Source organism: Haloarcula sp. CBA1129 (assembly GCF_008729015.1).
GTDB lineage: Archaea > Halobacteriota > Halobacteria > Halobacteriales > Haloarculaceae > Haloarcula.
In genome coordinates this window covers 443,008-466,194 of the sequence record NZ_RKSM01000003.1, presented here as the reverse complement: position 1 = coordinate 466,194, position 23,187 = coordinate 443,008, and the positions used below count along the sequence as shown (strand labels likewise).

General features: G+C 55.6%; 18 protein-coding genes. 4 read left to right on the top strand and 14 right to left on the bottom strand.

The features are described 5' to 3' along the window. Positions 1–324: 324 nt before the first annotated feature. The 4 genes from Har1129_RS19875 to Har1129_RS19860 form a co-directional block, all read right to left on the bottom strand. Positions 325–714 (bottom strand): MauE/DoxX family redox-associated membrane protein, encoded by a 390-nt coding sequence (locus tag Har1129_RS19875; RefSeq protein WP_151102537.1) that lies wholly within the window; start codon positions 712–714, stop codon positions 325–327. Between the two features lie 74 nt (positions 715–788). Next, a complete protein-coding gene (locus Har1129_RS19870) occupies positions 789–1,370 on the bottom strand; it encodes a VIT1/CCC1 transporter family protein (RefSeq protein WP_151102536.1) in 582 nt (193 codons plus the stop codon). Positions 1,371–1,376: 6 nt separating this feature from the next. Continuing rightward, positions 1,377–1,667, bottom strand: coding sequence for a DUF211 domain-containing protein (locus tag Har1129_RS19865; RefSeq protein ID WP_151102535.1), 291 nt, complete (start codon positions 1,665–1,667; stop codon positions 1,377–1,379). Between the two features lie 150 nt (positions 1,668–1,817). Next, a complete protein-coding gene (locus Har1129_RS19860; protein WP_151100279.1) occupies positions 1,818–2,642 on the bottom strand; it encodes an IS5 family transposase in 825 nt (274 codons plus the stop codon). A gap of 320 nt (positions 2,643–2,962) precedes the next feature. Between Har1129_RS19860 and Har1129_RS19855 the strand changes: the two genes are divergently transcribed. After that, on the top strand, positions 2,963–3,847 hold the full coding sequence (locus Har1129_RS19855; protein ID WP_151102534.1) for a universal stress protein: 885 nt from the start codon (positions 2,963–2,965) through the stop codon (positions 3,845–3,847). 128 nt (positions 3,848–3,975) lie between these two features. Continuing rightward, positions 3,976–4,590 carry a rod-determining factor RdfA gene (gene rdfA / locus Har1129_RS19850; RefSeq protein WP_151102533.1) on the top strand — a complete coding sequence of 205 codons (615 nt, stop codon included), beginning with the start codon at positions 3,976–3,978 and terminating at the stop codon, positions 4,588–4,590. Positions 4,591–6,530: 1,940 nt separating this feature from the next. Here rdfA and lpdA read toward each other — a convergent pair. From lpdA to Har1129_RS19790, 10 genes are all read right to left on the bottom strand, one after another. Next, positions 6,531–7,964 (bottom strand): dihydrolipoyl dehydrogenase, encoded by a 1,434-nt coding sequence (gene lpdA, locus Har1129_RS19835; RefSeq protein ID WP_151102530.1) that lies wholly within the window; start codon positions 7,962–7,964, stop codon positions 6,531–6,533. Continuing rightward, positions 7,964–9,493 carry a dihydrolipoamide acetyltransferase family protein gene (locus tag Har1129_RS19830; RefSeq protein WP_151102529.1) on the bottom strand — a complete coding sequence of 510 codons (1,530 nt, stop codon included), beginning with the start codon at positions 9,491–9,493 and terminating at the stop codon, positions 7,964–7,966. The genes lpdA and Har1129_RS19830 overlap by 1 nt, the downstream gene beginning before the upstream one ends. A gap of 1 nt (position 9,494) precedes the next feature. Beyond that, positions 9,495–10,511 (bottom strand): alpha-ketoacid dehydrogenase subunit beta, encoded by a 1,017-nt coding sequence (locus Har1129_RS19825; RefSeq protein ID WP_151102528.1) that lies wholly within the window; start codon positions 10,509–10,511, stop codon positions 9,495–9,497. Next, positions 10,508–11,656 carry a pyruvate dehydrogenase (acetyl-transferring) E1 component subunit alpha gene (gene pdhA, locus Har1129_RS19820; protein ID WP_151102527.1) on the bottom strand — a complete coding sequence of 383 codons (1,149 nt, stop codon included), beginning with the start codon at positions 11,654–11,656 and terminating at the stop codon, positions 10,508–10,510. The genes Har1129_RS19825 and pdhA overlap by 4 nt, the downstream gene beginning before the upstream one ends. Before the next feature lie 660 nt (positions 11,657–12,316). Then, positions 12,317–13,021, bottom strand: a complete 705-nt coding sequence (locus tag Har1129_RS19815) for an ABC transporter ATP-binding protein (protein WP_151102526.1) — start codon at positions 13,019–13,021, stop codon at positions 12,317–12,319. Continuing rightward, positions 13,018–13,845, bottom strand: a complete 828-nt coding sequence (locus Har1129_RS19810) for an ABC transporter ATP-binding protein (RefSeq protein ID WP_151102525.1) — start codon at positions 13,843–13,845, stop codon at positions 13,018–13,020. The genes Har1129_RS19815 and Har1129_RS19810 overlap by 4 nt, the downstream gene beginning before the upstream one ends. Then, on the bottom strand, positions 13,838–15,145 hold the full coding sequence (locus Har1129_RS19805; RefSeq protein ID WP_151102524.1) for a branched-chain amino acid ABC transporter permease: 1,308 nt from the start codon (positions 15,143–15,145) through the stop codon (positions 13,838–13,840). The genes Har1129_RS19810 and Har1129_RS19805 overlap by 8 nt, the downstream gene beginning before the upstream one ends. Continuing rightward, positions 15,142–16,239, bottom strand: a complete 1,098-nt coding sequence (locus Har1129_RS19800) for a branched-chain amino acid ABC transporter permease (RefSeq protein ID WP_151102523.1) — start codon at positions 16,237–16,239, stop codon at positions 15,142–15,144. The genes Har1129_RS19805 and Har1129_RS19800 overlap by 4 nt, the downstream gene beginning before the upstream one ends. Positions 16,240–16,609: 370 nt before the next feature. Continuing rightward, a complete protein-coding gene (locus Har1129_RS19795) occupies positions 16,610–17,728 on the bottom strand; it encodes a pyridoxal phosphate-dependent aminotransferase (RefSeq protein ID WP_151102522.1) in 1,119 nt (372 codons plus the stop codon). Between the two features lie 267 nt (positions 17,729–17,995). After that, on the bottom strand, positions 17,996–19,201 hold the full coding sequence (locus Har1129_RS19790) for an ABC transporter substrate-binding protein (protein ID WP_151102619.1): 1,206 nt from the start codon (positions 19,199–19,201) through the stop codon (positions 17,996–17,998). Positions 19,202–20,396: 1,195 nt separating this feature from the next. On the opposite strand from Har1129_RS19790, the gene Har1129_RS19785 reads away from it, so the two are divergent. Together Har1129_RS19785 and Har1129_RS19780 are read left to right on the top strand one after the other, a co-directional pair. Beyond that, the gene (locus tag Har1129_RS19785) at positions 20,397–22,100 is read left to right on the top strand and encodes a thiamine pyrophosphate-binding protein (RefSeq protein WP_151102521.1); all 1,704 of its coding nucleotides are present in this window, start codon (positions 20,397–20,399) and stop codon (positions 22,098–22,100) included. A 61-nt stretch (positions 22,101–22,161) separates the two neighbouring features. After that, positions 22,162–23,124 (top strand): NAD(P)-dependent oxidoreductase, encoded by a 963-nt coding sequence (locus tag Har1129_RS19780; protein WP_151102520.1) that lies wholly within the window; start codon positions 22,162–22,164, stop codon positions 23,122–23,124. The last annotated feature ends 63 nt before the right edge of the window (positions 23,125–23,187 follow it).

The following is a 23,187-nucleotide window of genomic DNA, read 5'->3' as shown; positions in this document are numbered from 1 at the left end:
GCCATACTGACACTGTTGGCTGTAACTATTGCAAGATATTCGCCACCCCGGGGTGGCGAAATTCTTCATAGACTTACAGCCGACAGTATGATTTGCGGATTATCCTACACATATTCGTGCACTGTGTCCTCGCTGTCAGGGCTTCGCCGACAACGCCGCGGAGCAGTTGCCCCGCAGGGTCGATTCTCTGTGAAGATCACAGTGGGCTCATAGCCCAGACCGAGACGGAGGGCGACACAGAGCACCGCCACGCAATTTCCGTGGCTCTTTCAGCGACGCTTCGTCACGGTACTGGATACCGGTCATTCGGGGCATTCTCCACGCTCAGTCGGTGTACCAGTACGCCCAGAGAATCAACACGCCCTGCAGCGGCAACCGGGCCCAGCGGGCCAGTGCAGAGGGATCGCCGCCACCTGTCCCTTCGATGGTGACCATGGAGACTGCCATATAGACGTTCGCGGGAAAGATCGCGACGAGCAATGCAATCGTCGCCCATGCGGCGTACGAGCGCGTCCGGGGCACCAACAGGCCGAGCCCGACAGCGATTTCGGCGACACCGGACAGATATACCAGCGCAAGTGGCGCCGGCAAGACCGGTGGCACGATCTGGACGTATAGTTCCGGCACGACAAAATGCAATCCCCCCGCGACGACATACAGGAGCGCCATCACGTAGCACAACGGCCGTTTGAACTGCCTCAAGCCAACACGCATCTACAACCATGTATGGCGACCAGTGAAAAGCCAGTTGGGATCTGTGCTCAGTGAAAAGACAGCGTAGCGATCTCTCACCCGGGAAGAAAGAGATTAAGAATTGCGACGACTAGGCCGGCAAGGCCCATCCGAGCTGCGGCAACGTACCACCGCTGGCCCGAAATCGATCCCATGTAGGCGCCGAACACACCCAACACACCGATACCCAAGCCGACCGCAATGAGTGCCGCTTCTGCCATTGTGACGACAGTCCCCGCTACAACGAATGGGGTCAGTGGGATCAGAATCCCGATAAGTGGACCCAGACCGCTCATTATCGCGTGTACGAAGCGGGCACCGCTCTGGTTCCGCTGAACGCGGGTATCGTCGAGATCTTTGAGCATCGCTCGCTCGATACGTCTGATTTCGGTCCGGGTTTCGGCACGTTCGATCTCCCAGACACTCCAGACAGCAGATGTCCCGAGGCCGACTGCCGCTCCCAGTCCGATTTTGATCACAGTGTGTCCATCTGGAACCCCCGAAAGGACAGCGCCGACGATGATGCCAATGCTCGTAAGCGTCCCGTCAAAGCCGTTCGAGATGAAGTACCGACGCGAGATTGCGAGGACATCCTCCTTTCCGAGAAGTCGCCTGAAGAGTTGTCGAATGGACGCCACGGCGGATCAAGCATCCTGTAACGTACGTCGATCCGTCACAACGGAGTCACCGCAGGCAACCTGATCCACAGAGTGGACCGACCCGCCGAGGTTTTCGATTGTATCTTCAATCACCTCGAAATTCAGATCCTCGCTTTCGAACGTGAGCTTGACGTTTTGCACTTCCTGATCCAATTCGATCAGAGACGAAGTTACGCCCTCGACGCTCTCAATTTCGGCCAGTTGATCGGTGAACATCAACAGGGGCGGATCATGTGGCTTCAGTACATCGATAACAAGGCGTCGGACTGCTGCCATATCTCAATACGGTGGGGGGATTGGCTTAAAAATATGTGTCAGTACCGTCCAGTCGACGCACCGACCCTGTTGAGGCCAGAGAGCAAGCCGCTGCGTGTTCCATCCACAGATGTCTCAAAAGTGCTCTGTTGAATAGATGCTGAGTCACAGTTAGAGCGGTTCACAGAGCGGTTCTATGTTTGTGATGGCGAACATCAGGATGATTTCACGGAACTGCCGATACCAGCCAAGCGCTCGCACGGCATCGCCGAGCGAGCGCTTGACCGTCGAATACGAGGTTTCGGCCATCCACCGCTGAAAGTAGCCTTTTGACCGAATGAGCGCGTTATTCGCAGTGGCGTTCAGTGACGAACCACGGTAATGAACGAGGTAGTCGATATCTAGTGCGGCAATCTCGTACTCGGTGTTCCAGTCTTGGAAAGCATTGTCAGCGGCGACGGACAGCAGGTCGTCCGCGTTCCGGCGGACGACCTGCGGTCCAGTCTTGGTGTCGTGTTGCCACCGTGCAGAGATGTGCACGTCAAGCACAGCAAGGGACTCCACATCGGTTAATGTCGTCACTTTCACCGTCTGAACACTGTTTCCAGAGCGTTGGCGGTAGTACGATGAAGAGATGCGGCGGTCGAAGAACGTGCTGTCGAGTGCTGCATGACCGGACTGCGGGTGTTGCTGCGCTGAAACGCGCAGCAACGCCCGCCAGACCCACATTTTCAGCCGGTCGAAGGACTTGTAGATCGTTGTGTAGTCCGGGAGCTCGTCCTGGTCAAGATCAAGAAGCTCACGGAGTTCAGCCATATATTCCAGCCGATTCGGCGTTTCACGGTAGCTGTACTCTTCTTCGACCCGGAAACAGTGCAAGACGACGTGGACCCAGCGGGCGAACCCGCCGCTGGCGGGCTCGCCCGCGTGCTTCCCTAACGCTTGTTTAGCTAGATGCCGACACTGTTCAACGAAGTCGAGGATGTCGATCTCCATGGACAGAGTCGATTTCCTCGGCTTCATCCTTCTACTCCGTGATATCAGTAGATTAGACTGCTATTCAACACAGCACTCAAAAGGACTTCTGCAGGCGAGATATTATTATCTGTCACTGCGTAGTTCTTCAGACAGTGTCTCTGAGTTACAATGTCTCCGAAACCAGACCGACGGAAGTGCTTTGCTGCTTGGGCAACGGTACACTCGGGGACTCAGAAGCCACAATCAAGGAGTGTGAAAACGGGAACCCAGCTACGGACAACCGATACACCCTCCACTGCCCGGATAGCTGACCCACATTCCAGCACGCCACTACCAGTATGTACGACACCATCCTGTTCCCGACCGACGGAAGCGACGCCGCAGAATCAGTTCTCGAATACGCACTACAGATCGCAGCCGAACACGAGGCGACGATTCACATCCTCAACGTCGCCGACACCGGCCGAGATAGTGTCACCACAATTCGTGGAGAGGTCATCGACGTTCTCGAAACAGAAGGGGAGCGCATCGTGGCGGAAGCCGCGCAATATGTGAAAGACAAGGGCGTTCCCGTCGTCTCCGAGGTCCTTCAGGGTGACCCGCACAAGACGATAGTCGACTACAGCAAACAGTCCGACATCGACTGCATCGTTATGCCGACACACGGGCAGCGTGGGATCCAGCGAATCCTCCTCGGAAGCGTCACCGAACGTGTCATCAACACGGCGGCGGTTCCCGTCGTTGCAGTGAACCCTGCCAGAGTTCGGGCACTCGTATATCCTCCGAACCACGTCCTCGTCCCAACAGACGGAAGCCGTGGCGCAGAACTCGCGTTGACACAGGGGATCGATATCGCGAGGGCGACGGGGGCAACACTCCATCTGCTTCACGTTGTCGAGACCGGCGGCCTCGGGCCCGATGCACGCTCCGTCCTGAAAGAGAGGGAGGTGACTGAGCGGGCGAATGAAATTATAACCGAGGCGACCGAGAAGGTCGAGAACGCGTCGCTTGACGCGGTCGCCAGTGTCATTGAACACGGCACCCCCTCGAAGGAGATCTGTGACTACATCGACGAGAATGAAATCGATCTCGCGATTATGGGGACACACGGACAGACTGATTTCAGCAGGTACGTCATGGGAGGTGTCAGCGCCAAAATCGTCCGGAAGTCCCCTGTCCCAGTGACGTGGGTTCGTGAGTCTAACTCTGAGCCGCAGGAGTAGTTCAGTTCGTGAACCGGTCAACTCATACCAGTACACAGACCGGATAAAACTCCGCGTGTGAGAGACCGCAGCAGTCCGTTCGATATGCGGGAGTGTTTAGTAACTATGGGGTTCATTTAAATCGGATCATGACCACAGACGACTCACAGCCGGGTGGGGGAACGAACAAGGTCGATACCGTAATTCAAAAATACGATCTTGTCGGGATGGGTGCAGAACTCGAAGCGCGGTGGGTTGGTGCTGACGGGGAGGAAGAGAGTACCCGAGATCTTGCTGATTATTTCAATCAGTCGGTGCTTGCGTCCGCCATCGAAGGAAGTGACGCGCCGACATTGAGTGGCGATATCCAACAGGTCTATCGATCACTTCGCGAAGATGACGCGGACGCCCCGCTCATACGCTCCCGGCTCGAACAGAACGGGGTCGATGTCGAATCTGTGATAGATGATTTTATTTCCCACCAGACGGTGTATCGCTATCTCAAGAACGACCGGGGCGCGGCCCGACCTGAGCAGACACCCGCAGAACGAAAAGAAAACGCCATTGAATCGATACAGCGCCTCCGGGGCCGAACAACCGCTGTAACGAGACAGACTATCGAGAGTCTCGAAAAGAACGACGCCATCTCGGTAGACGATTTCAACATCATCAACGAAGTTCAGGTGCTGTGTGAAGACTGCGGCCGTAGCTACGATATTGTAGCGTTTCTGGAGCAGGGTGGCTGCGACTGTCAACCCGAGTGAGGATATTGGTTCGCGTTATCACTGGGAAGCCAGAACCCCAGCCAGTGGTCCTGTAAACGGACAAATTCTCCACGCCGACCAGCGCTCAACTTAGTCTCGGGAACCGAGCGGTCTTACAGTCGACACCGCAAAACGCGTATTCCGAAACGTTGCCAGCACTATCTCTGGTAGTAACATTTCGATACCGGACGTTCTCGCCAATCGTTTCGCCGCAGTGGTCGCAGTGTCGCGTTTCAATCGAGCTAATTACGACTCTGATTGATTGGCGCTCAACGCTTTCGAGGGCTGCACTCCGCGTTTGGTCTGCGTGTGCAATGTCTGATGATTGTGGGCTACGGTACTCCTGCGTGTTTTGTGCGTTCATGATGTCGCTGAGTGTGTTTTTGTAGTTGGTGTCGCAACGCTTCGTGAAACGGGTCATCACGACCCGAGAACCGTCGGCTGGTATTTGTGAACCAGCCAGAACCGACGTTTTTCACCTGTGTGCTGGCGTTTGCCCGCACTGTGGTGGTCTACGTCGGTTTAAAATTTGAAAAATGTAAAAAACGTAAAACCGGATGTGAAGGAATCCGCACCGATCAAGTGCCGGGACAGTGGGCTTGCTTCCCAAGCCATAACGTCGACGCCCGGTTTCATGTATCTATCTTTAATGGATGTACACTTAGTTGTTTTGTGAGTGTTGTTCACATTCATCTTGCTTCGGGCTTGCAGGCGAAACCAGTTCAGTGGCGAGGCTGTAGATGCTAACCAAATGATTAAATATAGTAGATTCGTATGGGAAGGTATGAATCCGGGTACCCAGACGACAAAAATGCCCCGGCAAGCGAGGCAACTAGCGGCTGTAGCGCTCCGTTATACGTTTTTTACACTTTCACCCCGGTAACCTGCGTAGACCACCACAGTCCGGGCAGTAACCCAGCATAGGTGGAAAACGTCGGTAAAACGACCAGTACGGCTCCGGAGTAGTACGTAACAGTAGACGGAACAAGTGTGATTGCGGTCAACAGCGAATCATACGATGAATGGACAAACTGAGGCGGAGCAGTCACTGACAACTGCTCGTTGCGCTATGGAGGCCAGCAGCAATGCAGCCGCTGGCGAACTGAATATCCAAAACAAGTCAACCCGAGTCCTAGTCGATGGGTCACCGAATTACCGGTGTGATTACTGTGGACAGGTAATCAGCGAGCAAATGAAGTACAGTGGGGTTACGATACGCGATTCAGACGGAGAGATAGCAGAGCACTTCTTCTGTGGCGAGGAATGCATGACATCGCAGTACCCCAAAATCTAACACACCCGTTTAGATTTGAATTAGACCCGATCTTAGCTCTGCAACAATATAGAAGATAATCCAAGATTGTCGGATCACATTCGGCACTATAGAATATTCAAATGCCAGAAATTATCAGCAAACGACAGAGAGACTGAAAATTTTTAGTGTAAAAAACAGGTCGAGTGTATTCACAATCACACTGAGTCTAAACAAATACGCTATTACTGTGTTCTGGAATATTGGTCAATATATAAACAGTCATAGATTATTAATATTCAACGGTACAGAATAAGGGACGGGCTTATATGTTTCCATCAGCCATGTCATCGCATGACATGCTATAACGCAAGCAAAGGAATTCTGTACGAAAACCTCCCGACAGACGCACCGAAGCCTGAAGAAGAGGAAAACAAACTGAGTGTCGGGGACGGTAGCGCAACCCAAACAGTCGCAAACGACTGAATCCAGATTGTATCGGGCGCACTACGCTGGAACCTAGCTGTGGTCTATATAGCCCACAAAGCAACGTAGCGCCCGCTCAACGATTCTTCTGTTCCGGAGTTGCTGTCTCGGTTCAGTAAACAGTCTCAGATAGACTATGAGTGGGTAGAGATTCCCTAAGTCCGGTCGTAAATAGAGTGACTGAGGAGTCAATATGGACCAGTCAATTTTGTCTGTGTATTGCTTTCCCTCTCGCATTCTGTGCGGCCTCCATTATCGCCTCACTTAATGTTGGATGTGTGTGAACTGTTGAGCCGATGTCCTGAAGCTTTGCACCCATTTCGATCATGGCTGCGATTTCTGCAATCAGCTCGGAGGCCTCCGGACCGACGATCTGTGCACCGATCACACGTTCGGTTTCTTTTGCGGCGACAATTCGGACAAAGCCTTCTGTCCGGTTTGCTGTTAGTGCTCGTCCAGATGCTTGGAACTGAAACTCGCCAGTGAGAGGTGTGATACCCTCGTTTGCTGCTTCGTTCTCCGTCAGACCGACAGTTCCGATTTCCGGGTCGGTGAACACAGCTGCCGGGAGCGCCTGATAATCGACCGCAGCGGGCTCACCGGCGATTACTTCGGCTGCAACCTCCCCTTCTTTCGATCCCTTGTGCGCGAGCATCGGTTCACCCGCAACGTCACCGACCGCGAAAATATGCTCCTTGTTCGTCCGACATCTACTGTCCGTTGGGATGACCCCCTGAGCATTGGTTTCGACGCCGGCATCTTCGAGACTGAGCGTGTCAGTCACCGGGCGTCTACCGACGGCAACGAGTATTTTGTCAGCGGTGAGTTCGATATCGCTATCGTGCGCCGCATCCGCTGTGGGGACAGCAGTCAGGACAGCCTCACCGTCCGACTCTGCCCAGCTGTCCGCAGTGTACCCGAAATGGAAATCCACGCCGAGCCGCTCTGCTCGCTTCCTGACAATCGAGGCAACGTCTTCCTGATAGCTGGGAAGCGCCTGCTCTAGCATCTCAATTACCGAGACATCGCTCCCAAGCCGGCTATAGACCGTCGCTAGCTCCATGCCGATGTATCCGGCTCCAACGATCACGAGTTCGTCGGGTACCGTTTCAAAGTTCAGAGCGCCATCTGACGAGACAATGCGTTCGTCACCGAAGTCGAACTCCGGAATTTCAATCGGTCTGGACCCCGTTGCGATGATGCAGTTATCGAATTTCAGCGATTCAGAGCCCTGTCCCTCTCCCTGATGGACGATTCTGATCTTGTTTTCATCAGCAAATTCGGCAGTCCCTTGCATCAGATTCACGCCGGCTGCCGTACACAGTTGCTCGATACCGCTCGTTAATTGATCGACAATGCCGTCTTTCCAGCTAATCATCTCGTCGAGTGCGACTGTTGGGTCTGCGTAAATCCCCAGTTCCTCCGCCTGACCCGCTTCCGAGGCCAGTTCTGAACCGTTTATCAGCGCTTTGGAGGGAATACAGCCACGGTTGAGACAGGCGCCCCCGTACTCTCCCTTTTCAACGAGCGTGACATCGAGGTCAAGCTGTGCAGCGCGGATTGCGGCAACGTACCCACCGGGGCCCGCACCGATAACCAGTACATCAGTCGACGTAGTTACATCTCCGACAACCATTATTCTAGTAGTAGCAGGTTTGGATTTCGCAGGTACTTCTGTATGGAGTTCGTGAACCGTGCGGCGTCTGCGCCATCAAGCACTCGATGGTCGAACGACAGCGATAGTGTCATTATATGACGAGGTTCTATCGTCTCTTCACCAGCAGCTTCCACGACCCGTGGCTTCTTTTTGATCTCTCCCAGTGCCAGAATGGCGCTTTCCGGCTGATTGATGATCGGTGTCCCGTACTCCCCACCGATACCACCGATGTTCGAGATAGTGAATGTCCCGCCACGCATTTCCTCCGGCGAAAGACTCCGTTCTCTCGCCTTCTGCGTTTTTTCGTTGGTTTCGGATGCGACCTCCAGCAGCCCCTTCGTATCAACGTCCTCGACAACAGGAACCAACAGCCCAGCATCAGTTGCTGTTGCGACGCCGATATTGTAATACTGCTTTTCGACGATCTCTTCGTTTGCTTCGTCGAGGGAGGCGTTCACTTGTGGGTTCTCTTGCAGAGCCGCGGCACACGCCTTCATGACAAACGGCATATACGTCAGTCGTATATCGTGCTCCTCAGCCTCCTGTCTGAGCGCCGAACGAGCGTCGACCAGAGCAGTAACGTCGACCTCGTCCTGATGAGTGACGTGCGGAGCCGTGTATTTCGACGACGTCATTGCCGCTCCAATGGTCTGTCTGATGCCGGTGTACGGCTTCCGGGACTCCGGGCGCGCCGGATCGTCAGCTGCTGCTCTCTCAACTAGAGCCTCTTGTTCTGTGCGTTGGGCCTGCTGTTGTGCTTTTGCGTATTCTTGGACCGATTCGAGCGTGACAAAGGGTTCTCCGTCTTTTCGCTCATCTGTGGGAATAGTATCGAGATCAATCCCTTCCTCGGCCGCGATGTGTCTGGTTTTCGGAACGGCCACTGTCGTGTCTCGGTCGGCCGTTTCGCTCGTCTGAGTCGGACTGACAGACCCCTCCGTATCTGCCTGCTGTTTTCGTCGACTCGAAGCAGTTGTCTGCTGGCTTGAACGCTGTTGAGTCGCGGATTCCGTATTCGAGTATGCGCGGACATCTGCTTCCGTGATACGTCCCGAAGACGAGTCCGCAATGCTGGAAATATCGACGCCCAGCTCGCGTGCGAGACGCCGCACAGACGGTGCGGCGGCGATCTGGACGCTCTGTGTCACAGCCGGGTCTGACTGCTTGTCTTCGGCTGGCTGTGCTGTAGCTCCGTCGTCGGTTTGGTGGCCACTATCCGCAGTGGCGTCGTCTGTAGGCGTTGTTTCGGTACCTTCTAGGTCGTCTTCCCCCTCGACCCGGAAGACGATAATAACGTCACCGACTGGGACGATATCACCTTCTGTGGCACGAAGTTCGTCGACAACACCGTCTACAGGAGACGGGACGTCGACGACGGCTTTGTCCGTCTCGACTTCGGCTACTGGCTGATCTTCCGAAACTGAGTCGCCCGGTGCAACCCGCCAGCGCAGCAGTTCGCCCTCAGCAACACCTTCACCGACATCGGGTAGTTCGAATTCACGTACCATGTTAGAAGTCGACTGTTTCGCGGATGCCGTCCTGAATACGGACTGCCTGTGGCAGGTAGTAATCCTCCAGCGAATGGAGTGGCATGGGGGCATCGAAGCCAGCAATCCGTTTAATTGGCGCTTCCTGATGAACGAGCGCTTCCTCCTGAATCGTCGTTGCGATTTCCGCCCCTAATCCGCCAGTTTTCGGTGCTTCGTGTACAATCGCGGCTCTGCCAGTCTTTTTGAATGAGTCTGTAATCGTCTCGATATCAAGGGGAGACAGGGTTCGAAGGTCGATGACTTCTACATCGATGCCATGTGACTGGCTCAGATTCTCCGCAGCGATCAGGACCGGCCGAGTCATTGCTCCCCAAGTGTAGACTGAAATGTCACTGCCTTCGCGCCGGACAGCAGCCTCGCTCAGTGACACTTCATACGGTTTCGTCGGGACATCGTCACGGAAGGCGCGGTAGATTAACTTCGGCTCTAGGAAGATAACTGGATCCGGGTCATGGATAGACGCCGCTAGCAGTCCCTTGGCATCGTACGGCGTGCTCGGTGAGACTACTTTGAGTCCGGGCTCGTGCACGAAGAACGCTTCCTTTGACTCAGAGTGATGCTCTGGGGCCCGGATCCCACCGCCGTATGGTGCCCGTATCACCATCGGCACCGAATACTGCCCTTGGCTACGGCTGCGGAGCCGCGCAGCGTGACTGACGATCTGGTCGAAGGCAGGATACATGAAGCCCATGAACTGCATCTCAGGAACAGGCTTCATCCCGGTCTGAGCGAGCCCAATCGATGCACCGACGATTCCGGCTTCTGCCAGTGGAGTGTCGATGACACGGTCTTCGCCGAACTCTTCGTATAGCTGGTCGGTTGCTCTGAAAACACCGCCGTTCTTCCCGACGTCTTCGCCCAGAACGACGACGCTATCGTCCTGCGACATCTCTGTGTACAATCCGTCCTGTATCGCCTCCACGAGGGTGAGACTCTGTGCGTTTTGCCCCGACTGCGTACTGGCTGTCGAACTCATTCCAGCACCTCCGAGAAGGCACCGTCGTCATACTTCTCGCGCAGTCGGTTCAATTCGTCCCGCTGTTGTTCGAGTCGCGCTGGAACGTCTTCGTACACATACTCGACGATGTTATCTGGACTCGCTGCTGTCTGCTCTGCTGTTTCTATCGCCTCGCTAACTTCTTGTTCGACACTGTCTTGGATCTCACTCTCAAGGTCGGAATCGAGGATGCCCTCGTTGTACAGATACGTTTCAATGCGGTCCACAGGGTCGCGGTCTCGCCAGACCTCTTCTTCGGATTCGTCTCTGTAAACGGATGGGTCATCTGCAGTGGTGTGGGCACCGAAGCGATACTGGACAGACTCGATGAGCGTTGGGCGAAGCTCTCCGGGGCCGGGGTTCCGGGCTTTCTCCAGTGCCTCACTGGCGACTTTGTAGACCGCCAGCGGATCCAGCCCGTCAACGCGAACGCCGTCGAGACCATACGCCTGTGCCTTTTCGGCGATGGTTTCACTCGCGGTTTGTCGCTCTCGGGGGACTGAAATCGCCCATTGGTTGTTGTTGCAGACGAATACAGCAGGGACATCGAATACGCCTGCGAAATTTAGCCCCTCGTGGAAGTCACCTTCAGAGGTCGCCCCATCGCCGAGGTGACACATGACGGCCGTATCGGTCTTTCCCTGTAGCTTGTGTCCCCACGCCATTCCCATGGCCTGTGGAACCTGCGTTGCAATCGGAATGTACTCAGGCATTACATTGACATCTTCAGGGATCGCATATCCCTCCTGATGGCCCCTCAGTGGCTCGAACAGTGATGCCAACTCCATCCCGTGCGCGTATTTCGCCGCGTGCTCTCTGTAGGTCGGGAATAGCCAGTCTTGCTCGGCAAGTGCCAGACTCGTGGCGACCTGTGACCCCTCTTGCCCAGTCATTGGTGCGTACGTCGCGAGCCGCCCCTGCCGCTGGAAGCTAATAGCCCGCTGGTCGAAATGTCGAGCGAGCTTGATGGTCTCATACAGCTCAAGTAACTGCCTATCTGAAATGTCCGGGACAGACGCCTGTGGTAAGACGTTGCCTTCAGCATCCAGTATCTGGACCAGATCCGAGTCTTCTCTGACGGGCGCTGGTACGTCCTTGCTTCCTGCTTCGTTTTTCATGTTCATTGTTTTCGATGATGTTTTTTGTATTTGATACACGCTCCCTCAACAGACCCTGATAACCCGAACGGCCGCTGGTTACGGCTCTTCGAGCGTTTTCAAGGCTGGCGTTTTCCACCGGGCACAGGGGTCATCTGTGCGCTGGCAGTCTACGCCAGTTTAAATGTCGAAAATGTAAAAAATGTGGCTGTGGATGAGGGCAGTGCCCAATCCATTAACTGCCGGGACAGCTGACCTGCAGGGCAGGCAATAGGGTTCAAGCCCGGATGCATATGTGAAGACTAACATGGTAGATACTTATTATTTGCGCGACACTCGTTCACACGCCACAGTAGCGGTTCCGATGTGAGCGGAGACAGTTGCTGGTCCGAAGCCGTGTAGAGATTGTTGAAACTAAATTATAGTTGACCATAATATCTGTCTGTCATATTATATGATAGTATTAATACAGCCACTACTCACGCTATCTTATCGGCGGATCGATATTACGAGCCGCTGCTAAGACCGAGGTATAGTCAGATATGTGATTGTTTACTGGGTCCGTAGCGTTGAGATTTGTGCGGTGGCTATGGCCACGAGGAAGAATTCACCGGCCCTACAGTGTCTCACGCAGAGACGATGACCGTCGCAAGACATAGGCACCAAGCCAGTACAGGGCTACAAGAGCTACCCGCCGAGGAAGTCTTCGCGAACTTGTTGGTCGTTGAGCAGTGCCTCACCACTGTCCTCGTGTCGGTTCTGCCCTTGCACCAGTACGTATCCACGGTCACACCGTCGCAATGCCTCTTTGGCATTCTGTTCGACGAGGAGCACGGCAGTGCCGGCATCGTTAATCTCGTCAATGCGGTCAAACATCTCATCGACGAGATCCGGTGCGAGGCCTGCGCTGGGCTCGTCGAGCAGTAACAGGTCGGGGTCGAGCATGAGTGCACGCCCCATCGCGAGCATCTGCTGTTGCCCGCCTGAAAGTGTGCCCGCCTTCTGCTCTGACCGTGTTTCCAGTATCGGGAACCGGTCGTAAACCGCCTGTAACCGTTCTTCCGGGAATTGGTCCAGCGTGTATGCACCCATCTTGAGGTTCTCCGTGACCGTCAGCGGCTCAAACACGTTGTTGCTCTGGGGGACGAAGCTCAGCCCATACGAGATGATATCTTCCGGTTGTTCGCCGGCGATGTCCCTGTCGTTGAATATGATTTCACCTCCCATGTACGTCGTCAGTCCGAACACTGATTTCATTACAGTGGACTTGCCTGCACCGTTCGGGCCGACGATGGTGATATACTCGCTCTGTCCGACTTCCATGTCGACATCTGTGAGAATCTGTAGATCACCGTACCCGGCGTCCAGTTGTTGTACCGACAGCAGGCTCATATTTTCACCTCTTCGCCGAGATAGGCGTCAAGCACTTTCTCGTTATTTTTCACTGCGTCCGGTTGCCCCTCTGTGAGAACACTCCCCTGGTGCATAACGATGACCGTATCGCAGTTATTCATAATCACGTCCATGTCGTGTTCGACAAAGAGGAAGGTGTAGCCCTGCTCTTTGAGCGTATGCAACCGGTCAATGAGTTTCTCTTCGAGTGTTGGGTTGACTCCCGCAAGCGGTTCATCCAGCAGAACCATCTCGGGATCGGTCATAAGCACGCGTGCCATCTCTAAGAGCTTCCGTTGGCCGCCTGAGAGATTGCCGGCAGATTCGTGCGCGACGTGCTCGATCTCGAACAGTTCGAGCATCTCCCAGGCCCGTTCTCGGAGCTCTTTTTCTTGTTCGACGACCTGCGTTCTAGCTCGCGGGAGGACCGCCCGCCAGACTGCTTCGCCGGCTTGGTTCTGTGGTGCCAGCATCAGGTTTTCGAGCACGGTCATCTCTGATAGCTCTCGTGCAATCTGGAAGGTCCGGACGAGGCCCTGATTAGCAACCTGATCTGACCGATACCCCGTTATCTCCGTGTCGTTGAATTCGACTGCGCCCCCGTCTGGACGTTGCACACCAGTAATCAGGTCGAAGGTCGTCGACTTGCCGGCACCATTCGGACCAATCAGACCGGTAATTGACCCTTTTTCAACGTGGAAAGAGACATCAGCGACAGCGGTAATACCACCGAACGTCTTTCGTAGATTCTCCACTTTGAGTATCTGTTCTTGCTGTCCCGTCTGCGTCTGTTCGCTCCGTGCTGATTGTACGTTCTTACTCATTGTCGTCCTCGCGAGTCGCCTGTTGTGAGAGGTCAACGCTTGATGCGATTGCTTTTCGATGGCCAAGCAGCCCATCCGGGTGCCGTTGCATGAGATACACCAGAACGATACCTAACAGCATGAGCCGGAGCGCAGAGATACTCACGTCCTGCACGGAATACGCCAGCAGTGGTGTGACATCAAGGGTCCCTAGCTCGGCAAGGGCACCGACAAGCGTATCAGGAGCGTTACTGAGCTGGAGGTACTCTGCCACGACGCGACGGATGAACGAGGGCCCCTCGAAGAGTAGACTCGCGAACAAGGCACCGCCAACAATGCTCCCCGTTGGCGACCCAGTCCCGCCGATAAACAGCGCAATGAAAATGTAAAACGTCTGTATGGGCTTGAACATCCGTGGCGATGCATAGCCCCCAGAGAGACGCCAGAGGATGGCAATCAGGCCCATAAGCGCACAGCCAAGCGCGAACGTCTTTATCTTGAACAGGCGCGTATCTTTCCCCAGCGCCTGCGTGACCTGTTGGTCCTCTCGAATGCTCTTGAGTACCCGTCCGAAGGGTGACTTACCGAGGCGAACCATCAGCCAGTACAAGAGGCCAAGACAGAGACACAACGCAACCACGTACGTCCAGCCGATAACAACGGTCTGCTCGATGCCCAGTGGCTCCACGGCGCTGAATATCGCCACACCGAGGGCGTTGGGCTCGGCAGCTGCGGCGGCGGGGTTTATGTAAAAGAGAGCCCGGATCGGGTTCGATGGCAGCGACAGCCCCGTCGCACCACCAGTTCCGAATGCAACGCCGGCGATACGAGTGTTCGCGAACTCCGGTGCACGGAGCGTGAGGCGAACGATTTCGGAGAACGCAACGGTTACGATTGCGAGATAATCGGCACGAAGTCGGATCGCTGGCAACGCGGCGAGGCCGCCGATGATCCCCGTCACGAGTATCGCACACAGGATGGCAACGGGGAGTGGCAGCCCGAATCCGGGCGGACTGGCCGTGACCGGCGCTGTCAGTATTCCCATGGTGTAGACACCGATTGCCATGAATCCGGCCGCGCCAAGATTGAACAGGCCCGCGTACCCCCACTGGAGGTTTAGTGCGAGCGCTAGCATGGCATAAATCACTGAGAGGAACGCGACGCGACGGAGGGTGTTGACTGTACCGTTCAGTTGGAAGCCGAGGACGACACTGAAAAGCGCGTACAGGCCCCCAATCGCGAGAGCAAGGGCGATAAGCAGGCGCACGTCACTGTTGCCAAGCCAGCCCTCAGCCCGCGCCTGAATGGAACCCGTACTCATGCCGTCGTCCTCCCACTGAACAGACCTGACGGACGCACGAGCAGCATGACGATCATGATAAAGAATGCCGCAACCAGAAGGAAACTGGCTGGGATCCAGACGAGCGCAAGTCGGCTCGCGATGCCGAGAATGACCCCGCCGACCATTGCGCCGTAGATCGAGCCGACACCGCCGAGGATGACCGCTGCGAACACCAGTAACAGCAGGTCCCACCCCATTGTAACTGTGAGCGTCCCCTGCTGTAATGCGATAAGAAAGCCTGCACAGCCGGTAAGTCCGCCGCCGATAATCCACGTGAGCTTGACGACGCGTTCGGTTGGGATGCCCGTGACTTTTGCGAGGTCCTTGTTCGCGGCCATCGCACGCATGGCCGTGCCGATCTTGGTGTACTGAAGCAGAATGTGAGTGCCAAGCATCAGGAGGGCGGCAACGACGACCAGCGTAATCTGGTGCCCGCCGAACGTGACGCCCGCGATCGTAAATTGAGGGATATTGCCACCTGTCAGCCCACGACTGTCAGTCAGAAACGAATAGGTGAGGAAATTACGAAGGAACAGTGCGACGCCGACACTGGCAATCATCAGCGTCACACCATCGGCACTGCGCATCGGTTTGAACACGATTCGATCCAACAAAAGCGAAAGAGCGGCTGTGAGGGCTGCAGCGATAAGTAATCCAGCCAGAAGCGCCAGCGGGGTATTGATGACATTTATACCAAGCTCATTCGAACCGACTGCGATAGGGCCACCGATGAGGACGAGCGATTCGACAGAGAACTCCCCAAGCCCTGCAATCAGAAACGCCGTCGCCCATCCGGCGAACGCACCGCTCGTAATCAAGTCACCGTGGGCAAAGTTCGCGAAATTGAGGATACTGTATGTCATCGAGAGACCGACACCAGCCAGTCCGAGCGACATCCCAAGCACCAGTCCGTTCCAGAGATAGCTCACGAGGTCTGTGACGACGAGTGTGCCGGTGCCTAACTGTCGAAGGACGTCGAATACGAGAAAGACGCCGATAACTGCGAATATAACGAGTACTGGGCGGTTGTATACGAAATTCTGTCCACGGCTGTAGTAGTCTCGTGCCGCCATAATATGGTGCTCTATACCCAGTCTTAAAAATCTTGATGTAAAATCGTCATAGAATCCCATGAACCGAAGATATGCGCCAGATTCGTGATAACAATACACATGTTCATAGTTATCAAATATGGATGTTCAGCGACGGCCGGCGGACGGTGCAACCGCAAGCGTCAGTGACAGGCTTCAATACACAATCGCGGACGCATATGCCCCGGCTTCGGCAGTGAATTCCCGTGTGCGCATATGGGTTTGCGTCCTCAACAGGAATCGTGTGTCCGTTTTCGCGTGAGAGGCCCCAGAAGCTGCTGTAGTATCTGCGGCGAAAAATATGAAACCGGTCGTCGGAAGGCACGGCCAGTCGTGAGTCCCTGCTGTCGTTCTACAGAGAATTCGTGACCGTTCGCATCACTTCCAGCGCCTCTTTCAGTTCAGCTGTACTCGTAGCATACGAGATACGCGCCTGCCCCTCGCCGCTCGGCCCGAACGCTTCGCCGGGAACCACGATGACATCGTTTTCCAGCATCTTCTGGGTCCAACCTGCTGGGACATGCGGCATCGCATAGAACGCTCCCTTCGGGACTGGCGTGTCGAGGCCGATATCTTCCAGCCCATCGAGAAGGACGTCCCGGCGCTCCTCAAACGCCGAAACCATCTCTCTGACTGGTTCCTGCGGGCCAGTGAGAGCCGCTTCAGCAGCGTACTGTGCTGGCGCACTGGCACACGCCTGCACGTACTGGTGCACTCGGAGCATCCGTTCGATTCGCTCCGAACTGGCCGCTACCCACCCAAGCCGCCAGCCTGTCATTGAGTACGTTTTCGAGCACGCACTGGCCTGGATTACCCTATCAGAGTTCGCGAATTGCGCCGGTGAGTGGTGTTCCCCATCAAAAACGATTTTCTCGTAGACCTCATCGGAGAGGCAAATGACTTCGTGCTCATCCGCTATCCGTGCGAACTCCGCCATATCTCGCTCCGATTGTACTGCGCCGGTCGGGTTCGCAGGACTGTTAACGATAAACAGTGACGTGTTCTCCGTGATTGCATTCTCGACAGCAGCGGGATCAAGAGTCAGGTCATCTCTGAGTTCGACCCGCTTTGGTTCGCCACCAGCGAGTAGTACCAGTTGTTCATAGGCAAGAAATCCGGGGTCAGGACAGATCACTTCGTCACCCGGCTGGACGTGAGCTTCGATTGCGACGTGGATCGCCTCGCTCGCGCCGGCAGTGGCAATGATGTTTTCAGGCGGTATGTCCTGCCCGTTGTCGGTGGCGTAGCGTTCACTGATAGCTGCTCTGAGTTCTGGAATCCCCTTGTTGGATGTATATGAATCACCCATCCCATCCTGAATCGCACTCACCGCTGCCTCTCGAGCGTGTTCTGGGGTTGGGAAATCAGGCTGACCGAGGCCCAGATTTATTGCGTCTTCGCCTGCCGCCTCGAAGACTTCGCGGATGCCACTGATATCCATCTCTTCGACGCGTGCTGCGTACTGAGACATCAGTTCATGTTTATAACGGTATTTGGTTATAGTCTTTCGGTTGTGCGACAATGGCTGGTCCCCACTCATGAACCCAGTAGGATGGCCGGTCTCTGCCTGAGACTGTCAGCTGTACGTCTGTCAAGAACGATTCCATCCCGGGGTGGCAAATATCGTACAATAGGTACAGCCGACAGTATGAGTCACGGCTATGGCGCAGAGCCTTCTCGAACCGCGGTCTCTGAAGAGTAACGTAATCAGGAGTGGGAAAGCGCAGCAGTGTCTCCGTTACACTTCCACTTGCTCGATATTCTCTGTGCCGTTCTCTGTGTATCTGAAGTAGTTGTACACGGCGCTGGCCAGATCGCCATTGTCGTCGAACTCAACGGGGCCTGAGACGCCCTGATAATTGATTTCGTTTCCGTCGGCCGCCAGCGCAACGCCCTCGCCCAAGTTTTCAGGTCCGACTGCGTCACCACCAGAGTCTGTGACCGCCCGCATTTGATCTCGAATGGCAGTCCCGTTGTCTTCACCGGCTGCCGCGCGTGCCAGCATGAGGACCGCCGCAGCATCGAACGACTGCTGATTGAACGGCCCCGGTGCAGAGCCATACTCGTCTTCGTATGCAGATCTGAAGTACTCGATCCCCGGTCCGGCCGAGGATGGGTTGGTCCCGCGAACGTTTGTCATGTCGTGCCCCACATTCCCGGGCAAGTCATCAGCTCTGAGTCCGTCCGGGACCAGAATATCCATGTCCGCTCTGTCGAAGTTCTCGTAGAAGTTCCGGAAGATCTTGTTTCCGCTCTCAGGGTAGCCGATAATCACGAGCGTCTCCGGTCCACCGTCAAGGGCGTTCTGCAACTGTGACGTGTAGGAGGAGCGACCCGCCGAGTACGAGACCCGATTCAGAACCTCCCCACCATACTCCCCCTCAAACGTACTCGTGAAGCCGTCTGACAGCCCGTTCCCGTACGCATTGTTGAGAAAGAGGATAGCTGCGCTCTCTTTCTCAAGCCGTTCAGCCGCTATCTGGGCCAGCAGTGAGCCCTGCAACTTATCCGTCGGGGGTGTCCGGAATACGAAGTCATTGTCTTCAAGTGATGTGACATCAGGCGAGGTAGCCGATGGTGAGCACATCACCGTCTGATTCGGAATTGCGACGTTCTCCGCCACCTGCAGTGTCACTGATGATGCTAACCCCCCGCAGATCATCGGGTAGCCACCATTCACAAGTGCTTCTGCACCACTGACACCTCGGCTTGGCTTCGTCTCCGTATTCTCAAACTGTGTGTCGACTGAGAATCCGTTGTCCGCGTCTCGGACTTGCTTTACCGCTAACTCTGCTGCATCCCGAATTGCGGGGCCGACCTCGGATAAACCGCCCGTTACCCCCATTAGGATACCCATGCTGATGGTGTTCTCACTGCTACCACCACCACCATCTGCCGAACAGCCTGCAAGGCCGACAGCGCCTGCGGCACCAATGCTCTTCATGACAGTTCGCCGGCTGACTGTATCGTACATCGCAACACCGTCCATGACACCATCTTTCGTGATAAACGTTATTATGAACCGCAACGGTTCCACACAGCTACGAACGGGCCCTGAAAAGGTCCGAGTCGGATACAGTGAAACATATCGGTCGCTGTGGTTACGCTACTGTGTGTCATCTGGAGTGTCTGCATTTTCCATGCTGTCATGTGCGTGCCACGCCAGTGCTGATACTCGTTCGAACTATACGAACGGTGACGGTGACAGGGCGTTGTACATACCATACGTCTACTACAGCGCCGTCCCGACCCTCATCTGGACGGTTATCCGATACGCGAAGTCTGCTTCGAGCGTCCACTCGATCACCAGTAGTGGACGCTCTATACTGAACGCGTAGTATGCTGCTCGTGTCGGACTGCAGTCCCATATCCGGCGCTCCGTCATCACCCTCCGCTCGACCAAGAGACCGTGTAGACTGACCCTATATATAAATTAGCTGTAACGGCCCGGGGTTCGGGTTAGTAGAACAAACAGATAGCCACGCCCACTGTGATCCCCGTATGTAGTTCAATGAATGGATGCCAGTTGTCACTGAATCCCCGAAACCACCGCTGCCACGCAGCATCGAAGAGCGGATATTTTGGCTCCAGACAAAGACCATTCGTCGACGTATATGATGCGAAACGTGAAATAATATAAAACGGGTCTGCGAAGGAGCATCCTGTTACATCTATATGAGTGTAACAGTAGGGACTGATCGCGGAACGAGTCCTGTTACAGCAGTAAGGCTGTAATCCACCGCCGTTATGTCCAGCACTCGAAGATGCAGGTTTCCTACTCAACAGCTGAACTCACATCTACAGACGTCTTATCGACTATTAGTCCAAATTACTTCTTATATTTCTATAAATCAATATATTATGTACTGGAATTTATTTGTCCCAACTATTAGAACAGTTTTCGTGATTGGTAGCAAGGTATACGGGCAGTAGAGGGATTCTGTTCGGTAGAAACTGCTGCTATAGCTTAGTCGAATTACTTGAACACTGTTGCAGGACATCTGGGTTCTCAGACTCTCGAGTAGTCTGTCCGTTCAACCGTGACTGGTACAATGTTGCACCCCAAACTCTATATCTTGGGAGTTACCCACAGTGGGACGTAACGCGACAATCGATAATGACTCCCAACTTCACTACCCATGACTGAAACAGGAAAGCGCCTTGTCGAAGAACTGGACGAGCAAGGCGTCGAGTACGTCTTCGGATATCCCGGTGGTCGTGCCATCGAGATTCTTGATCACGTACCGGATGCTGACGTTGAGATGGTCCGACCACGCGATGAGCGCGAAGCCAGCGTCATGGCCGAGATGCACGGGCGACTCACCGGCAATCCCGGGGTCCTCGCGGGGCAGGGTCCTTGGATCGGGAGCCTCGGCGCAATCGGCCAGATGGAAGGCAAGCTCGCTTCCTCACCGATGGTCGTTATTACCGAGGCAAGCGAACGGGGCGATTACTCCACACTTGCGCCGTACCAGCAAGCTCGCGGTGATTACGGTGGGCTAGACCTTCCGTCAGCCCTCGATGCCTACACCAAAGAAAACTGGTTCCCTCGCTCACCAACGGAAACGGTTCGGAGCCTCCAGCTCGCGTTCAAACACGCGACTGCCGGCCGGCCCGGGCCGACTGCAATAATCCTCGACGGTGACGCCGTCACCGAGGAGGTGCCCGAAGATCCGATTCCACCGGTCTGGGACGGCCACGATCAGGTCCAGAACTGGGACTCGCGACCCACCCGCGACGATGTCGAGACAGCGATTACCGCACTAAACGACGCCGAGCGGCCGGTCATCATCTCCGGCAACGGCGTTCACGCCGCCGACGCGTACGACCAGCTTGAGACTGTTGCCGAGGCTACTGATGCTGTCGTCACTACCTCCTATCTCGGTAAGTCGACGTTCCCCGAAACCCACGAGCTGGCTGCGGGTGTCATCGGCTCCTTCGGTCATGAAGGTGCAAATCAGGTTGTCAGTGAGGCAGACGTGCTCCTCGTGGTTGGCTGTCGCATGAATCCGATGGACACGAACTGGCAGTCCCCGGAATTCATCCGCCCCGACGAACAGACTATCATCCACGCAGATATCGATACACGCAACGCTGGCTGGGTCTACCCCGCAGATGTTGCACTCATCGGAGATGCCGCACAGAGCCTCGACGATTTGGCGGCGAACCTCCCCGACAGCGCTGGAAACGACTGGGCGCGCGACCGTGCAGCCACAGCGCAGGAATCATTCTACGCCCCCAGATGCGATTCAGACGCGTCACCGATCAAGCCACAGCGGGCTGTCAAAGAGATCGAGGCTGTGGTTGATTCGGAGACGATTGTGACCGCCGATTCCGGGAACAACCGGTTCTGGTTGCTCAATTACCTTCAGGTACCGGACACTGAGACCTACTACGGCAGTGGTGGCGTCGGCGCGATGGGGTGGGCAACGCCGGCCGCGGTGTCCGCCGCCATCACGACGGAGAAAGATGTCATCGGCGTTGCCGGCGATGGTGGCTTCACGATGACAATGACCAGTGTGGAGACGGCCGTCGAGAACGGCGTCGCGCCCACGTTTGTCGTCCTCAACGACACTAGTCTGGGGATGGTCCGGCAGATGCAACACGAAGAAGGTGACATCGCTGGCGTCGAGTTCCACGACACTGACTTTGTGAAAGCAGCCGAAGCGTTCGGCGCTGAAGCGACGCGGGCAGTGACACCCGCTGAACTCGCGGATGCACTCGCTGACGGGACCAGCGCCGATGTTCCCTTCGTCATCGACGTTCGTATCGACCGTGACGAAGAGATGGTCGAGTCACTGCAATCATCGTTCTACAAAGAAGTCGGCGGGCTCCACGAATGAGGGCCCGAACGCGGTTTAGCAAAGAATATAAATCAACCACGGAACACACACTGATATAACAATGACAGATACGACGGTGCTCGTCACTGGCGGAACCGGCTTCCTCGGCTCGTATGTGGTCGAGGATCTCATCGAACACGGCCACGATGTCGTCGCCTATGACCTCTCGACGGACGACCACATCCTCTCGAAGTTGGGTGTCGCCGACGATGTGACCATCCGGCGCGGTGATGTCTCCGAGGCGACGGACGTGATTCGTGCGGTCAAAGAGACAGGGACGACACACATCGTCCACCTTGCGGCACTGCTGACGAACACAGCACGGGACAACCCGCGGGCTGGCCTCGATGTCAACGTCAAAGGGACGAACAACGTCTTCGAGGCCGCACGCACCCTTGACGACCAGATCGAGCGCGTCACATGGGCCTCCAGCGCTGCGGTGTACGCGCCGCCACACAACTACGATGCCGAGTACGTCGACGAGAGCGAACTCGTCTATCCGGATACACTCTACGGTGCGACCAAAGAGTACAACGAGCATCAGGCCCGCGTCTACCACGAGGACTACGACGTTGACCACGTTGGACTTCGTCCGACAGTCGCGTACGGCCCCTACCGGGAAACCGGTGGGTCGGCGTTCCTCGCAAATATCATCGAGAAACCGGCACTTGGCGAGTCGTTCAGCGTCGAGTACGGTGATCAGGTGATCGACTGGCAACACGCTCGGGATATCGCTCAGGCGTTCCGAAAAGCAACGTTCGTCGACGACGACGATCTCAGCCAGCGCATCTACAACGTCCGCGGCGTCCTCGCGACGATCCGTGAAGCCGCCAACGCTGTCCGAGAGATCGTTCCAGATGCCGACCTCGATGTATCCGACGAGGGCGAACTCCCGTGGACCCAGAACCTCGACATGACCGCCGCACAGCGGGACTTCGGCTACGAAGTCGAGTACGACCTCGACACCGGGTTCCGGTCCTACATCAACACGCTCCGGAAGGAGAACGGGCTCGAATCGCTCTAACACATCTGTCCCGCCGTCGACTGTGTAGCGTGTGTACGGTGGCTCACGTTTCTCGCTCATTGA

Coding starts and splice junctions, on each gene's coding strand:
- pdhA (WP_151102527.1), bottom strand. CDS start 11,656: ATGAACATGAAAAACGAAGCAGGAAGCAAGGACGTACCAGCGCCCGTC.
- Har1129_RS19865 (WP_151102535.1), bottom strand. CDS start 1,667: ATGGCAGCAGTCCGACGCCTTGTTATCGATGTACTGAAGCCACATGAT.
- Har1129_RS19785 (WP_151102521.1), top strand. CDS start 20,397: ATGACTGAAACAGGAAAGCGCCTTGTCGAAGAACTGGACGAGCAAGGC.
- Har1129_RS19780 (WP_151102520.1), top strand. CDS start 22,162: ATGACAGATACGACGGTGCTCGTCACTGGCGGAACCGGCTTCCTCGGC.
- rdfA (WP_151102533.1), top strand. CDS start 3,976: ATGACCACAGACGACTCACAGCCGGGTGGGGGAACGAACAAGGTCGAT.
- lpdA (WP_151102530.1), bottom strand. CDS start 7,964: ATGGTTGTCGGAGATGTAACTACGTCGACTGATGTACTGGTTATCGGT.
- Har1129_RS19855 (WP_151102534.1), top strand. CDS start 2,963: ATGTACGACACCATCCTGTTCCCGACCGACGGAAGCGACGCCGCAGAA.
- Har1129_RS19875 (WP_151102537.1), bottom strand. CDS start 714: ATGCGTGTTGGCTTGAGGCAGTTCAAACGGCCGTTGTGCTACGTGATG.
- Har1129_RS19800 (WP_151102523.1), bottom strand. CDS start 16,239: ATGGCGGCACGAGACTACTACAGCCGTGGACAGAATTTCGTATACAAC.
- Har1129_RS19795 (WP_151102522.1), bottom strand. CDS start 17,728: ATGTCTCAGTACGCAGCACGCGTCGAAGAGATGGATATCAGTGGCATC.
- Har1129_RS19790 (WP_151102619.1), bottom strand. CDS start 19,201: ATGAAGAGCATTGGTGCCGCAGGCGCTGTCGGCCTTGCAGGCTGTTCG.
- Har1129_RS19860 (WP_151100279.1), bottom strand. CDS start 2,642: ATGGAGATCGACATCCTCGACTTCGTTGAACAGTGTCGGCATCTAGCT.
- Har1129_RS19830 (WP_151102529.1), bottom strand. CDS start 9,493: ATGGTACGTGAATTCGAACTACCCGATGTCGGTGAAGGTGTTGCTGAG.
- Har1129_RS19825 (WP_151102528.1), bottom strand. CDS start 10,511: ATGAGTTCGACAGCCAGTACGCAGTCGGGGCAAAACGCACAGAGTCTC.
- Har1129_RS19805 (WP_151102524.1), bottom strand. CDS start 15,145: ATGAGTACGGGTTCCATTCAGGCGCGGGCTGAGGGCTGGCTTGGCAAC.
- Har1129_RS19810 (WP_151102525.1), bottom strand. CDS start 13,845: ATGAGTAAGAACGTACAATCAGCACGGAGCGAACAGACGCAGACGGGA.
- Har1129_RS19815 (WP_151102526.1), bottom strand. CDS start 13,021: ATGAGCCTGCTGTCGGTACAACAACTGGACGCCGGGTACGGTGATCTA.